We start from the raw sequence: 14,298 nt of genomic DNA, 5'->3' as shown, positions 1-14,298 counted from the left end.
GGGATTTCGATCATTTTTGTAGCTTAATCCTGTACTTATGAACCAGATACCAAAATCCCTCTTAGATCTATTCGCCCTTATCATCGGGCTTTTGGTGACAGTAAGCGTTCTTGTTGGTCTGGTGGGAGTGATATTGTACATTGATTCTGATGGGTGGAAGTTTTCTCAGGAGAAATTAGCCTATGCTCCTATTCAGCTTAATGAACCAAAATCAATTGCTTTGATGGATCCTACAGGGATGTGGACTGTTCCTGACTGGGATTTGGTGGCTAAAGAGGCAAATGCCGATGAGATAAATTATGGACGTGAGCTTATAGCGAATACAGCTGAATACCTCGGGCCGCAGGGTAAAGTGATGAGGATTTCGAACGGGCTGAACTGTCAAAACTGCCACTTGGATGCCGGAACAGTTCCGTTCGGAAACAATTATTCTGCGGTGAGCAGCACATATCCCAAGGTGCGGGGAAGATCGGGCAAATCAGAAGATATCCAGATGAGGATCAATGACTGTTTTCAGCGTAGCTTGAACGGAGAGGCTCTGGCAAATGAGAGCAAAGAAATGAAAGCCGTCGTAGCCTATATGGATTGGCTTGGTCAGAATGTGCCGAAAGGAGAAAAGCCGAAAGGTTCCGGAATTTACGAAGTGCCCTTACTTGATAGAGCAGCTGATCCGGTTTTAGGGAGAACTATTTATGAAAGGCAGTGTATGGTTTGTCATATGAGTGATGGGCAGGGAGTGATGAAAGTAGATGAAAGCGGCTATATATACCCGCCTCTTTGGGGTGAGCATAGCTATAATCAGGGAGCTGGATTGTTTCGTATGTCGCGATTTGCAGGTTATGTGAAAGCCAATATGCCTTTTGGTGCGACCTACGAAAGACCCGTCCTCACAGATGAGGAAGCTTGGGACGTGGCTGCCTATGTCAATAGTATGGATAGACCGAAGCGGGATTTTCCGGAGGATTGGCCCGACATATCAAAAAAGCCAATGGATCATCCTTTTGGGCCATATTCCGATGGATTTTCTGAAGAACAGCACAAATTTGGTCCTTTTCAGGCAATTAAAGCAGCTACACTCAAATGATAAGATCTGTAATTGGACTTATTTTTTTAATCCCTTTTGCGGTACTTGCGCAGCAACCTGAAGGAAAACTTCAAATTTCTCCGGATGTTCATTACCGAGTGTTCTGGATGAATACGAATTATTGGGATGCCTACAAGAGTGACTATGCTTTGGGTACAAGTTTGAATCTGGGAGCAAAACTCAACTATATAAAGCACTGGGAGTTTCGGGTTGGTTACAGAGTTTATGCAAATCTTTGGAGTAGTGATCTGACTGCGTCTGACCCCAAGAGTGGCGGTAGAAATAGATATGAAGTTGGGCTATTTGATCTTTTAAATGAGGGCGACAGGATTTTCGGCAAGCTGGAAAATTTATCAGTAACTTATTCGAGAGCCAATTGGGGGATTTCTGCGGGGAGAATGCACATAAATGAAGATTGGATGAATGCTCAAGATGGCAGACTTTCTCCTACAGGAATAGAAGGAATAAAAGCATGGCTTACCGTATATGACGAGGTGAAGTTCTCTGTTTGGGGAGTTGGAAGGGTGAGCGTGCGTGGAACAGGTGAATGGCTTTCTGTTGGCGAAAGCATTGGTGTTTTTCCTGTTGGTCGAAATTTAACAGGAGGCACTTCATTATATGCCGGGAATACCCATAGTGATTGGATTGGGATTGCTGAAGTTACGAAAGGAGGTGTAGGTACGAGCTGGAGTCTTTCCACTACCTTGGTACAGAATATTTCAAATACACTATGGGCAAAAGCTGAGAGACGTTGGGAAAAAGAACGATCTGGGATTGTATGGTTCTGGGGGATTCAGACAGGATTTCAGTCTGGATTGGGGAATGGAGGGAATGAAGATCCTCTTTTCAGATACAAGAATCCAAAAGACAGGAATTGGATCGTATCCACGAGATTTGGATACAATAAGTCGGTCTGGAATCTTTATTTAGCTTATACTAAATTGGGGGGAAACGGTGTTTGGCTAAGCCCAAGAGAGTGGGGGAAGGATGCTTGGTATACCTTTATCCCAAGAGAAAGAAATGAAGGGAATAGTGCTTTGGATGCATTTACTGCTTTTGCTGAATATACTTTTCCGAATACCAACCTGAGAGCATTTGCCCATTTTGGATTTCATTGGCTTCCCTCCTTGGACACGCCTAAGAGGAATAAATACAACATGCCGTCATATAGGCAAATCAACATGGGGATGAAGTATTCCCCGAAGTCAATACCAAAACTTGATTTTCAATTATTGGCCATGAACAAAGAAGCATTTCGGGGGCAGAATTTGAAACCCAACCAAAAATATAACAAGGTTGGTTTGATTCATGTAAATGGAATTGTAAATTGGAGATGGGATTAGAAATCCAGTTAACTGACATATTTGATTTTCGACGGAAAATAGGTTTAGAGGTTCTTTAGTAAGAGTATTTTGGTAAATTCTCCATAATGTCTTGGTTCAATGGATACTTTTGAGGAAGTTTCGTTTAGCATGAATTAGGATATTCGGAATCTTCTCCTCACCTTTGTAAATATAAAGGCGCTGCCCGCAAGGCAACCTTTTTACTTGAAATAAAGTATGCGTTGATTATCAACCTGCTTAAGTAGCAAATTCAAGAGTTTCCCCTCGCAAGGTTTTAATTCTTCATCTTTCTACTTTTTTAATTCGCAAGATTTGGTCAAGTCCAATCTTCAAATTAAAACCTGCAGAGAAAATCCCACGGGAAACATTAGTATTTATAATTTAATTACAGTAGTATTAAGACAGTAAGGTTCTCAGAATCAGAATTATCTGAATTCTCCCAAACATTAAGAAAGAGAGTTTATGGGCATTTCAAGTCCGCAAACAAATCCAAGTATGGAAATACTGGGATGGTTATTAAATCCGTCCTTTTAGTTTCCTTGTATATTGTACCGTTCACTTTAGTGATTACGGGTGTAGCTAGTACCACGCTTCAATTATTTGCTTGTTATTTGCTTTCTGCTTTTGGAATGGCGGGTGTAGGCATGGGGGTTATGCATGATGCAATTCATGGGTCTTATTCCAAAAATAAAAAAGTGAACACCTGGATAGGATACACCCTTGATATGGTGGGGGCTAGTTCTATGGTTTGGCATCTTCAGCACAATGTGCTGCATCATAGCTACACGAATATCGATGAGCATGATGACGATATCAATGCGCCGTTTTTTTTGAGGTTCTCTCCGAATGCAGAGAAAAACGGATTACATAAATACCAACATTTATATGCTTGGTTCTTCTATTCACTTTCTACCCTTTCATGGGTGACTGCCAAAGACTTTATCAGATTCACTAGATATTATAACAGAGGGCTTGTCAAGGGCGGGGAGAAGGCATACAGAAGAGGAATAGTGAAATTGATTTTCCTTAAGCTTGCGTATTTCTCTGTTGTATTGGGTTTGCCGATTATCTTCGCTCCATTTTCAGTGGGGATGATTTTGCTAGCGTTTGTAATGATGCATTTTGTGACAGGATTTGTAATCACGATGGTATTCCAAATCGCACACATTGTTGAGGAGGTTAACTTTCCCAAAGCTGACTCGGATGGTGTAGTGGAAGGAGAAAGAATACTTCATCAGTTGGCTACTACTTGTAATTTTGCACCTAAATCAAAAGCATTGTTTTGGTTTGTGGGAGGATTGAATTTTCAAGTAGAGCATCATTTGTTTCCTGATATTTGCCATGTGCATTATAGAGAAATAGCACCTATTGTGAAGGCCACGGCTGAAGAATTCAACGTGCCTTATTATTCAAAACCTCTTTTTTTGATGGCTGTGCTGGACCATTTTAAAATGCTCTATGAGCTGGGTAACTCTCCCAAAATGGAGCCGGCAAAAGCCTAATTATATCATGAATAGTAATAGAAACAGTAATACAAGGCCTGTAGTGGCTGCTAATCCTAGACGAAATTCACGTCCTGCTGGAAGACCTGTCCAAAATAAAAAGAAGGAGTCTAAATTAGATCCCAACTTGTTGGTGAAATTGGCTCAGCCCAGCGGGCAAGAAGGATTTCGTTCAGAGACTCCATTCTCAAGCGTTAATCTGAACGCTGTTTTGTTGAGAAATATCGAAGCAAAAGGGTATGAAAGCATGACCAATATTCAGGAGCAAGCCATTCCTTCCTTGATGGATCGAAGAGATTTGCTCGGGATATCAAATACAGGTTCGGGTAAGACCGGAGCTTTTTTGATTCCGATTATTGAGCATGCGAAATTGGATTCCCAGAATTTTACCGCTCTGATAGTAACGCCTACTCGTGAGCTGGCTTTGCAGATCGAAGAAGAATTTAAAAGTCTTAGCAAAGGCATGAATTTGTATTCCAACACCTTCATAGGTGGGACGAATATCAACTCTGACGTTAAGGCGTTGGGTAGAAAACTTCATGTGATCGTTGGTACTCCGGGCAGATTGTTGGATCTTTCCAACCGTAAATTGCTGCATCTCAACAGGGTAAACACACTTGTTTTGGATGAATTTGACCGTATGCTTGATATGGGGTTCGTACATGATGTGAAAAAACTCGTAAATTCAATGACAAAGAGAAGCCAGACAATGCTTTTCTCCGCCACATTGGAACCCAGCCAAAAGGCTCTTATTGACGGATTGCTAAATAATCCTGTAGAAATAAAAGTAAATACCGGTGGTACTACCAGTGAGAATGTAAATCAAGAAATTATCCGTGTGCCGGAAGGCAAAGATAAGTTTGATATACTTGCTGATTTATTCAGTGGGAACGATTTAGAGAAGGTGATTATCTTCACTGAAACTAAACGTCTTGCGGATAAGTTGAGTAAGAAATTAAATCAGTCCGGCATCAAGTCTGGGTTGATTCATGGAAATAAGTCCCAAAATTTCCGGAACAGAACTATAGATGAGTTCAAGACCGGGATGACTCGAGTCCTGGTCGCTACTGATGTAGCAGCCAGAGGTATAGACGTAGCTGATGTGACCCATGTGATCAATTACCAGCTTCCCATGTCTATGGATAGTTATATCCACAGAATTGGCCGGACAGGTCGTGCAGGAAAAACCGGCAGGGCTATAACATTTGTCAATTAAAATCGTCGCAATGTCAAAAAACCAAAACACATTCATTAAAAAGCAAAAAGCAGAACTTAAAAAGAGAAAAAAGAGAGAAAAGCAAGAAAAAATGGCTGCTCGTAAGGATCAGCCCAAAAGCGGAGATCTGGACGATATGATTGCGTACGTGGATGAGTTTGGTAACATCTCAGACACTCCGCCAGAACCAGAACCACCGAAAAAAGAAAATGCTCCTAGGCCACAGAATTCACCTAGAGCACAGAATACACAACATCAAAAATTTAATAGAAACACCAATTTAAAAAGTTAGTAATCATGAATGAAGGAACAGTAAAATTCTTTAACACAACCAAAGGTTTTGGTTTTATTACACCAGCAGACAACAGTGAAGATGTATTTGTACACCACTCAGGTCTAGTGCACGAAATCCGTGAAAACGATCACGTTACTTATGACGTAGTTCAAGGTAAAAAAGGCGTTAACGCAGTGAACGTGAAAGTAGCTAAGTAATTCCAACGGGCTTTGCCCGGTTAAGAAATACAAAAGGTCGATGCCTGCAAGTCTATGATTTGCAGGCATTTTTTTAAGTCTATAGTCCCTGTGGACGCGGCATCTTTCAGACAGGAGGCCACAGGTTTATTGTTCCTCTGGATTAATTTTTCTATTGTGTGCTGTCCCGATTCTTCCGAAAGTCGGATCAAGTCTACACTTTCATATCCGTTTGCCCATGTTACACTTCATGACTATTGGGTTTAATTATCGGGCTTCTTGGATGGAAGGCAAATGTGTCTAGGCTGAGTTTGGCGTGATGGGCTAGGCCTATTTGTTCTTCTTTACTTCGTTTGTCAGCTCAGCTCCAGCTTCTAATTCTTCAAGATTTCGAAAAGTTGTCGCTGAGATTTGTGAGAGGGCTTCTTTGGTTAGGAAAGCCTGGTGGCCTGTTATCAGGACATTGGGAAATGTCATCAGTCGGGCGATATCCTCATCCTGGAGAATTTCTTCTGACCTGTTTTGGAAAAATAGATCCTCTTCCTGTTCATACACATCGATTCCCAAATTTCCCACTTTTTTGGTTTTCAGTGCCTGAATCACCGCTTTGGATTCTATCAATGCCCCTCTGCTTGTATTGATCAGTACTACCCCTCCTTTCATCTGCGCTAACCTTTGTTTGTTTATTAGATGGTAGGTGTCAGAATTTAAAGGACAATGAAGGGATATGATATCGCTTTGGGTCAACAATTCATCAAGAGGAAGATATCGCACACCCAGTTCTTTAAGTTCCTCATTTTCTTTGATATCATAGGCTATCACTTCGCACCCTATGCCAAGCATGATTTTGCAGAAGGCCTTGCCTATCGCCCCAGTACCTATTACTCCGGTTGTTTTTCCGTTGATGTTAAATCCTGTGAGGCCTTCCAGAGAATAGTTATTTTCCCTAACCCGGTTATAAGCTTTGTGGGTTTTGCGGGCAAGAGTCATGATTAGTGCCAAAGCATGCTCGGCCACTGCTTCAGGACTATAGGCCGGCACTCTGCATATTTTGAAGCCCAATTCCTCAGCCTTTTCTAAGTCCACTTGATTATAACCGGCGCATCTTAGCACAACGTTTTTTACGCCCATTTCTGAGAGTTTGGTTAGAACTCTTTCGTCCAAATGATCATTTACAAAGGAGCAAATAGCATCGTGTCCTTCGGCAAGCGCTGCAGTGTTGCTGTCAAGTTTTGGCTCGAAGTAAGTGAATTCATGGTTGTGGTCAGGTAAAAACTCATTGAAACTTTGCTTGTCGTAAGATTTGGTACTGAAAAATGCCACTTTCATGCTTAGTTGGTTTGAAGTTGATATATGGAAAAGCGAGTAAACTCTTCCTCAAGGTCAGAATTTTCGGGCTCTTGAACTAATATCTTGCTGTCTGGAAGTGAAATGATTAAGCTTCCGACTATGCCTGAAAGTTCATGGGGAATCTGCTTGCCATTTTTGAAAATCAATATGCGCTGTTCATTTGTATCAAACCGACCGATATAAGGGGCTTCTTCAGAATTTCTACTATCATATTCTGCTTGGGATACACCGGTGAAGTATTGAAGTAAATAAGTTTTGTCTCCAAGATTCAAGAGCTTTTGATTTCGTGCAGACAGCCTGTTTAGTGCTATTGTTCTTTCATCCGAAAAAGAAGTGCCAATCGGGAGAGGGGGATAGGTAAGGAACTCTGAATGTACAATCGGAATCGATCTACTGAGAGTCAATCCAGGTAAGTCGTAAATCAAAATCTCAGTGTCCAAATTATGAACCACAGCAAATTCATTGCTTGCGCGATCTGCAAAGAATGATTTCCCCATTAGTTCCTGATAGATGTTTTCTGTGGAATTGTAGATCGAATTGTCTTCATAAGGAATAACTGATTTGACTGATCCGGTTTGCATATTCAGTTGATAGAAATTTTGGAGAGTATCTTTTCCCTCTTGATTGTGGATAAGAAGTGTGGCTGTGAGATAATTACTTGGACCAACCAAGAGATATGTGGTGTCGGCCAGTTGATAAAACGGTGGTCTTCCTAAAGGTGCATTGGCACGAATAGGGAGCGGAGACATGATTCTATGCTCGTTTATTACTTCATAATTTTTGTCATAGCTGAACACCGCAAATGGCAATTCGACAATCCGTTGTTCGGTAGGTCCAAAACCCAAGCCTATGGGATTCCAATTTCCATAATTTCCAGGCCCATCTCCTTTCTTATGTACCCGCTTGAGAATTTGTCCTTTTTCTGAAATTTCCAAGATATCATCTTCATTGATAGCGTAACCCAAGTATATTTTTTCCTCAGGACTGTAATCGAGGATACTAATTCTGGTGAAATTGTCTACCTGAAAGGAGTCAATTTTGGTGAGTTTAAATTTTTCTTCGTCCAATATAGTGCTTTCGCTTTTTTTTGTCGAACAGCTAGTGTAAATACCAAGAACAAGAAGGTATACCGCGAGTTGATAGAGAGGATATTTCATTTTACTTTTAATTCGTAGATCTACTAAATTTTCGTTAAATATAGTTTTAATATTAATAAAACCACGAGGTCCTAATATTTTTGGGAATGGGGTCCTACATTCTTGGTGAGATTTAGAATATTTCTTCGAATCTCCCTAGATTGGTAAAAAATCTAATACCTATGAGGAAACTACTTTATTTTCTTCCTTTGGCATTGGCGCTTGCCTGCGCTCAAAAAGAAGAAAAACAAATCGAAAAAGAAATTACAGAAATTCGCGAAAGTCCTATGGCATCACAACCCGATTCAGTATTAAGACACAGTGTTTTTTTTAGCTTCAAAGAGACCTCTTCTCCCGAAGATATTCAATCCGTAGTGGATGCTTTTAGAAATCTTCAGAATGAGATAGACGGGATTGAGGGTTTCGAATGGGGAACCAATTCCAGTCCTGAGAACTTGAATCAGGGCTTGACACATGCCTTCACGCTGACATTCCATTCTGATGAAGCTAGAGACGCCTATTTACCTCACCCTGCTCATAAGGCTTTTGGAGCTATTCTGGGGCCTCACTTGGACAAGGTAACTGTGGTGGATTATTGGACCCGTCCTTAATTATTGATCAAAGGGCAAAGCTGATCCTTCAGTTTTGCCCGAATTATTAACTGTCAGCACTTCTGTGACTACGAAGTTGCTGGTTCCTCTCCAAGGTAGCATTCCATTATATTCTTTGTAGCGAAGTTCTACGAACTTGCCTGAAGCTCTTTCCAATTGTTCTGCAATAGCATTGTCTACCACACTGAACCGAAACTCGTTGCTTTGAAGTCCGCCTGCTGTAGGGCTTTGAAAACCTTCTTGGACAACCCGCCCCTCATAGGTTTTGAACATCACGCCTTTTTTCACGAAGTAGTTTAAGCTTCCTGCTTTCACTCCTTCCCCAAACACGAAGTAGAATTTGTACCAAAATATCCCGGCCAAAACCCCGATTATAACAATGCCGGCAATCCAAGCGAATTTTTTCATGATGAGAACAAGTTAGACTTAAAGATAGAAATCGGGATGAGTTTTTATTGAAAAGGTCATCAAAAAATCTTTTATCGCCTTTGGTCAATAGAATAGACTACCCGAAAGTAGCCTGTTCTCTTTAAATCAATTAACCAACCACAGGTATTCTCCATACCCGGCAGCTTCCATTTCTTCTTTTGGGATGAATTTCATAGCTGCGGAGTTCATGCAATAGCGAAGATTGGTAGGTTCCGGCCCATCATAGAACACATGGCCGAGGTGGCTTTTTCCAAACTTACTTCTAACTTCCACCCTAAGCATTCCAAGATCATCGTCGGTTGGCTTCTCCAATGCTCTCGCATCAATAGGCTTAGTGAAACTGGGCCATCCTGAGCCTGACTCATACTTGTCTCTGGAACTGAAAAGCGGAGCGCCTGAGACGATGTCCACATAGATTCCATCCTTTTTGTTGCCATTGTATTCATTTTGGAAGGAAAGCTCCGTCGCGTCTTCCATCGTGACTTCATACTGCAACTTTGTCAAGGTCTTCTTCAGCTCAGATTTGGAAGGGGATTTATAGTTGTTTTCACTTAGTTCAGGCCAATGCGTTTTGATGAATTTGTCCCGCCCTGACCCGTTTCTATAAGAATAATAGTCTTGCGGATTTTTTTTGTAATAATCCTGGTGATAGTCCTCAGCCGGGTAGAAGTTAGTGTATTTAATCACTGGGGTAGCAACCTGTTTTTCAAATTTTCCCGACTTGTCCAATAATTTTTTGGATTCTTCGGCCACTTTTTTTTGAGTGGGGTCATGATAGAAAATAGCCGATTCATATTGAGACCCTCTGTCGTAGAAGGAACCTCCTACATCGGTAGGGTCATAAGTTTGCCAGAAAACATCTACCAATTCTGAGTAACTGATTACTTCTGGGTCGAATGTGATCTGTACGGATTCTCTATGAGAAGTTTTGCCGTTGGATACTTCACTGTATGTCGGATTTTTTTCTTTGCCTCCCGAATATCCGGAAATCACGGTAATTACTCCGTCTATTCCTTCAAATGGTGCTTCCACACACCAAAAGCACCCGCCTGCAAAAGTGGCCAGTTCGGTTTTTCCTTTGTAGTCTGCAAGCTTAGCGGCATCTTGGGATTCTTCACTGCTTTGGACCGATGTATTGCCACAGGCAAACATCAGTGCTATGATTAGGGATAGCATTGGCGTTATAAGTTTATTTGAGCTAAACATTATCTTTGGTCTTTTTTGATTTGGATGATAAAGGGATCACAATACTCTAAACTCAATTTGAACAATCCTGTTTAAAGCGCATGTTCAATATTCTGACAAGTAGAAGTACGTGATGAATCGGTGCTTGGTTTGTCTTTTGGATTACCTATTGGCAGAATTTATTCGCCCTGTGGATATGAAAAATCTAGTTGCCTTGGTTTTACTTCTAATAGGAGGCAGCGTTGAATGATCAAAGATTGATCTTAATTCCACTGCTCAAGCCTTTGACTTTTTCAGATCAGCTGTTTTGTACGCATAGCTCAAAATTACTTCAAGAAGGGAGTGAAAATTTCCTTCCAGAGTTCATAGCCTGTTTCGTTCATGTGGAGATTGTCCTCAAGGAAAATATCCGCTCTTGGATTTCCGGTGTCATCAAGCATGATGTCCCATACATTGACAATATGTACGCCTTCATGGGTGGTAGCATACTGTCGGATAAGATCGTTCAATGCCAAGTAAGATTTTTTTTTGTCCCATCGGGAAGGACTTGGCTTTGCGGCGATGAGATTGATGATTGTGTCCGGATATTTCGCATGGACTTGAGAGACAATCTTATCCAGATTTTCCATGATTTCAGCTACTTCTTTACCGGCGTTTATGTCATTGTCTCCTTCGTAAACAAAAACTTTTGATGGGGCATAGCGCAGTACGGTTTTATCTAAATGTATCAAAAGGTCATTTGCCTGAGACCCGCCAAATGCTGAATTTATTATGACTATATCAGGGAATTGATCTTGCAGATTGTCCCACATTCTCACGCTTGAGCTTCCGGTAAACACCACACTTCCTTTTTCCCATCCACTATCGTCAATTTCTTCCGCACGTCTATCCACTTCCTCTTGGAAGGGAATGTCTTGAGCATAGACGAATTGTAGCGTAAATAACAAGAGCAACGCAGGGGAGATGTAGTTCTTCATTCTTTAAATATAGCAAAGTGGTTGCCGGAATGCCATGATTGCTTTTTCTCCCCCTCAAATTCTTATACAAATGAACAAAATCGATCAGTTAAAGTACATGTGCGGACAGTTCGAACATTTTTCAGCTCTTGTGCGGAAAATGGGAACATGGTTTTCGTCACATGCTTTCCTCGAAATTTTGATGTATAGCATGTTTTTGGAGATTTTCGTCCCATTTCAATAGAGTGGATTCTGGAGTTGATCTTTTTTGGAGGAGTTTTAGCGTTGATTAATAAGATCAACCTTACCCTCCAATGAAACACATTACCCGTTTTTTCTGGTTTTGCAGCGGTGCTAACTTCTCGTTGCTCAAGCGGTCGCCTACAGAATCGAATAAATATCTAGGAATCGGAGCGACTGTTTTTTTTACAGGAGTATTGGCAGCGTTGGCTGCAGGATATGCTTTGTTTACCGTGTTTCAATCTATATGGCCAGCCGTTTTTTTTGGATTGCTTTGGGGATTGATGATCTTCAATCTGGATCGGTTTATAGTATCCAGTATGCGTAAGAAGGAAAATGCTTGGGCTGAGTGGAAGCTTGCAATTCCCAGATTGGTATTGGCGGTATTGCTTGCTTTGGTGATTTCAAAGCCGCTGGAATTGAAAATGTTTGAACGGGAAATTGATCGTAAAATTGATGAGAAACGGACAGAATTTATTACTCAATCCAAACTGGATCTAGCTAAGGGCTTTCCCGAAATCCAGGAACTGGAATCAAAAATAGATACCTTAAAAGCTGAGGTCGCAAATTTCGAAGCGTATCGTGATCAACTTCAAAAAGAGTATGATGCAGAGCGGTTTGGAGAGAAAACCGCCGGTACCAGCGGAATAGTAGGACTGGGTACAAATGCCAAGAAGAAGGAGCAGCAACTTGATGCGGCACAGAATTCTTTGGATGACATGAGGAAAAGAAACCAAATTAGAGTAGATACTCTCGAAGCACAAATTCGTGGATTTATGGCATTGCGACAGGAGGAATTTGAAAAACAGCAGCCGGGAATCGAAGGGTTTGACGGGCTTGCGGCTAGAATGGAGGCACTTGATGCGCTGACAAAAGAAAGTTCTGCTATGGCTATGGCAAATGTATTTATCATGTTGCTTTTCATAGCTATCGAAACTGCACCGATCTTTGTGAAATTGATCTCTCCCCGTGGTCCTTATGATGAGTATTTGGAATTGCATGAAGATAAGGTTAGGCTTTTCAAAGGGGAAAAATGGACTTTTGCCAAAGGCGAATCTGAGGCGAGAATTGGGTACTTCCAAGACACTCATTTCTATGCTACCGATCTCCAAAAAGATAAAACCAATCGAAAAAACAAGGCTCAGACGGAGGCGGAAATAGCCAGGATTAAATCAGAGTTTTAGGTTTAAGCCGTCCTTGCAGATTATTTGGTAAAACCTGACTTGAAGCGTATTGTGAAAAAAAATATTCAAAACAGTATGTAATACGTATGATAAATAATATTTTTACGTATATAAAATCAGGTGTTATGGATGCGAAAGTCACATTATCATTCAATAAAGATGTAATTGATCGGGCAAAGTCATTTGCTGAAGAAAATAACATCAGTCTTTCTAGACTGACTGAATATCTCTATTCTCAGATTACCTCCAAAAACTATAAGTCCTTAGAAGATTTACCGGTGTCTGACTGGGTAGATTTTGTAGCTGAAGGACGTATTGAGTACCGAAAATCACCAAGTAGAAAAGACGTAAAGGATGAATTCTTTTCTTCTAAGAAATGAGGGTTTTTCTTGATGCAAATGTTTTGATATCAGTACTTAACAAAGAATATCCACTATTTCCTATTTCTTCTCGGGTACTTAGTTTAGCAGATCGGCAGGGGACTCAGCTTTTCACTTCGCCTATATGTTTGGCGATTGCTTTTTACTTTTCAGAAAAGAAAAGCGGTGCAGAAATGGCGAAGTTGAAGATAGAAATGTTGTCCAAGAAGATTTTGATGACCTCAGTAGACCAGACGATCTGCAGTCAAACTTTATCTGATCGTCAAGTTTATGATTTTGAAGATGGATTGGAATATTATTCTGCTTTGGGAAGTGATTGTGAAGTGATCGTGACGGAAGACCCGGAGGGCTTTTATTATTCTAAAATTCCTGTGTTGGGATGTGAGGATTTTCTTAAGAAGTATATTTTTTGATTTTTGTCCAAGTATGCGAGAATTGGTTTTTATGGCTAAATAGTCTGCGCTTCCTTCACCACCATATCCAATTGATCCATTGTACGGCTGACGGATTTCCATTCTGCCAAGCTGACTATTTTCACTATAAACAGCAAGAATTTGCCTGGGTTTATCAGTTTATTTGCCAGTTTAGCGATAGTCATATCACGCTCGAAGACCGAGGCGGGACGATCTTCGCATGCATAGTATTCTCCGGCATATTTCCATGCGCCGTCTCTTGCCAGCCGGATGGAGAAATTGAGCAGCATTTCATCACGTCCTTTTGCCAGAGGGACTAACCACCCAAAAATCGGTGATACTGTGCTGATGTTAGCCTTGACTCCGTCGACCAATTCCGCCAGTACAGCATTGATTTTATTGAAGTCATTTTGAATTTCGGCAATGGGCTCTGCTCCCATAGTGTCGGCAGCGGAAATGCCCAGATCCAAATTGATGTGTGCATTGATGCCAAGAAATAAATGCTGGAGAACTAGATGGCTACTAGCTTTACTCGCTTCAAAAGCCATAAGCCAGCTTTCTGTTGGGCGCATACCGCTCTTCCAGGAGGCGTATGCATCTATGAACCTACCCGCAAAAAGCACATCAAGCTTTTCCATTCGTGGATTGTCTTCAAATTCTCTCGCTAAAATCCCATCGCGGATTCTACGGGTCACCTGTCTATAAAGAATTGCAAAATAGCCAATGCGTGATTGATTGTTTCTGCATTCATCTACGATTTGATCCATTCGAACCAGTACTTCGTCTATAGTTTCCATG

General features: G+C 41.1%; 16 protein-coding genes. 10 read left to right on the top strand and 6 right to left on the bottom strand.

The window, feature by feature from the left end; translation table 11 throughout:
- Positions 1 to 37: 37 nt before the first annotated feature.
- The 6 genes from ID165_RS18040 (at position 38) to ID165_RS18015 (ending at position 5,637) form a co-directional block, all read left to right on the top strand.
- Positions 38 to 1,084, top strand: a complete 1,047-nt coding sequence (locus ID165_RS18040) for a c-type cytochrome (protein ID WP_192346667.1) — start codon at positions 38 to 40, stop codon at positions 1,082 to 1,084.
- Positions 1,081 to 2,427 carry a hypothetical protein gene (locus ID165_RS18035; protein ID WP_192346665.1) on the top strand — a complete coding sequence of 449 codons (1,347 nt, stop codon included), beginning with the start codon at positions 1,081 to 1,083 and terminating at the stop codon, positions 2,425 to 2,427. Before ID165_RS18040 ends, ID165_RS18035 begins: the two co-directional genes overlap by 4 nt.
- Positions 2,428 to 2,936: 509 nt before the next feature.
- A complete protein-coding gene (locus ID165_RS18030) occupies positions 2,937 to 3,929 on the top strand; it encodes an acyl-CoA desaturase (RefSeq protein WP_192346664.1) in 993 nt (330 codons plus the stop codon).
- Between the two features lie 7 nt (positions 3,930 to 3,936).
- A complete protein-coding gene (locus ID165_RS18025; protein WP_192346662.1) occupies positions 3,937 to 5,145 on the top strand; it encodes a DEAD/DEAH box helicase in 1,209 nt (402 codons plus the stop codon).
- A 10-nt stretch (positions 5,146 to 5,155) separates the two neighbouring features.
- Entirely contained in the window at positions 5,156 to 5,437 is a 282-nt protein-coding gene (locus ID165_RS18020; protein ID WP_192346660.1) for a cold-shock protein, read from the top strand.
- Positions 5,438 to 5,442: 5 nt separating this feature from the next.
- Entirely contained in the window at positions 5,443 to 5,637 is a 195-nt protein-coding gene (locus tag ID165_RS18015; protein ID WP_086501652.1) for a cold-shock protein, read from the top strand.
- Positions 5,638 to 5,946: 309 nt separating this feature from the next.
- Here ID165_RS18015 and ID165_RS18010 read toward each other — a convergent pair whose 3' ends face one another.
- Both ID165_RS18010 and ID165_RS18005 read right to left on the bottom strand, forming a co-directional pair.
- Entirely contained in the window at positions 5,947 to 6,945 is a 999-nt protein-coding gene (locus ID165_RS18010; RefSeq protein ID WP_192346658.1) for a 2-hydroxyacid dehydrogenase, read from the bottom strand.
- Between the two features lie 2 nt (positions 6,946 to 6,947).
- Positions 6,948 to 8,123, bottom strand: coding sequence for a hypothetical protein (locus ID165_RS18005; protein WP_192346656.1), 1,176 nt, complete (start codon positions 8,121 to 8,123; stop codon positions 6,948 to 6,950).
- A 161-nt stretch (positions 8,124 to 8,284) separates the two neighbouring features.
- Here ID165_RS18005 and ID165_RS18000 point away from each other — a divergent pair, with 161 nt between their 5' ends.
- Entirely contained in the window at positions 8,285 to 8,713 is a 429-nt protein-coding gene (locus ID165_RS18000; protein WP_192346654.1) for a Dabb family protein, read from the top strand.
- Here the strand turns inward: ID165_RS18000 and ID165_RS17995 are convergent, their stop codons facing one another.
- The 3 genes from ID165_RS17995 to ID165_RS17985 form a co-directional block, all read right to left on the bottom strand.
- Positions 8,714 to 9,121: a hypothetical protein gene (locus ID165_RS17995; protein ID WP_192346652.1), complete on the bottom strand. Its 408-nt coding sequence runs from the start codon at positions 9,119 to 9,121 to the stop codon at positions 8,714 to 8,716.
- Between the two features lie 126 nt (positions 9,122 to 9,247).
- Entirely contained in the window at positions 9,248 to 10,318 is a 1,071-nt protein-coding gene (msrA, locus tag ID165_RS17990) for a peptide-methionine (S)-S-oxide reductase MsrA (RefSeq protein ID WP_304503150.1), read from the bottom strand.
- A gap of 335 nt (positions 10,319 to 10,653) precedes the next feature.
- Positions 10,654 to 11,304, bottom strand: a complete 651-nt coding sequence (locus ID165_RS17985) for a GDSL-type esterase/lipase family protein (RefSeq protein WP_192346648.1) — start codon at positions 11,302 to 11,304, stop codon at positions 10,654 to 10,656.
- A gap of 293 nt (positions 11,305 to 11,597) precedes the next feature.
- Between ID165_RS17985 and ID165_RS17980 the strand changes: the two genes are divergently transcribed.
- From ID165_RS17980 to ID165_RS17970, 3 genes are all read left to right on the top strand, one after another.
- Entirely contained in the window at positions 11,598 to 12,707 is a 1,110-nt protein-coding gene (locus tag ID165_RS17980) for a DUF4407 domain-containing protein (RefSeq protein ID WP_192346646.1), read from the top strand.
- Positions 12,708 to 12,832: 125 nt separating this feature from the next.
- Positions 12,833 to 13,087 carry a DUF6364 family protein gene (locus ID165_RS17975; protein ID WP_192346644.1) on the top strand — a complete coding sequence of 85 codons (255 nt, stop codon included), beginning with the start codon at positions 12,833 to 12,835 and terminating at the stop codon, positions 13,085 to 13,087.
- Positions 13,084 to 13,500 (top strand): PIN domain-containing protein, encoded by a 417-nt coding sequence (locus ID165_RS17970; RefSeq protein ID WP_192346642.1) that lies wholly within the window; start codon positions 13,084 to 13,086, stop codon positions 13,498 to 13,500. Before ID165_RS17975 ends, ID165_RS17970 begins: the two co-directional genes overlap by 4 nt.
- A 35-nt stretch (positions 13,501 to 13,535) precedes the next feature.
- On the opposite strand, the gene ID165_RS17965 is transcribed toward ID165_RS17970, so the two are convergent.
- Positions 13,536 to 14,297: a DUF5995 family protein gene (locus ID165_RS17965; RefSeq protein WP_192346640.1), complete on the bottom strand. Its 762-nt coding sequence runs from the start codon at positions 14,295 to 14,297 to the stop codon at positions 13,536 to 13,538.
- Position 14,298 lies beyond the last annotated feature (1 nt).

Origin of the sequence: Algoriphagus sp. Y33, from assembly GCF_014838715.1 — a bacterium.
GTDB lineage: Bacteria > Bacteroidota > Bacteroidia > Cytophagales > Cyclobacteriaceae > Algoriphagus.
Note: the sequence above shows the minus strand (reverse complement) of the source record. Positions and strands in the feature narration are given on the sequence as shown.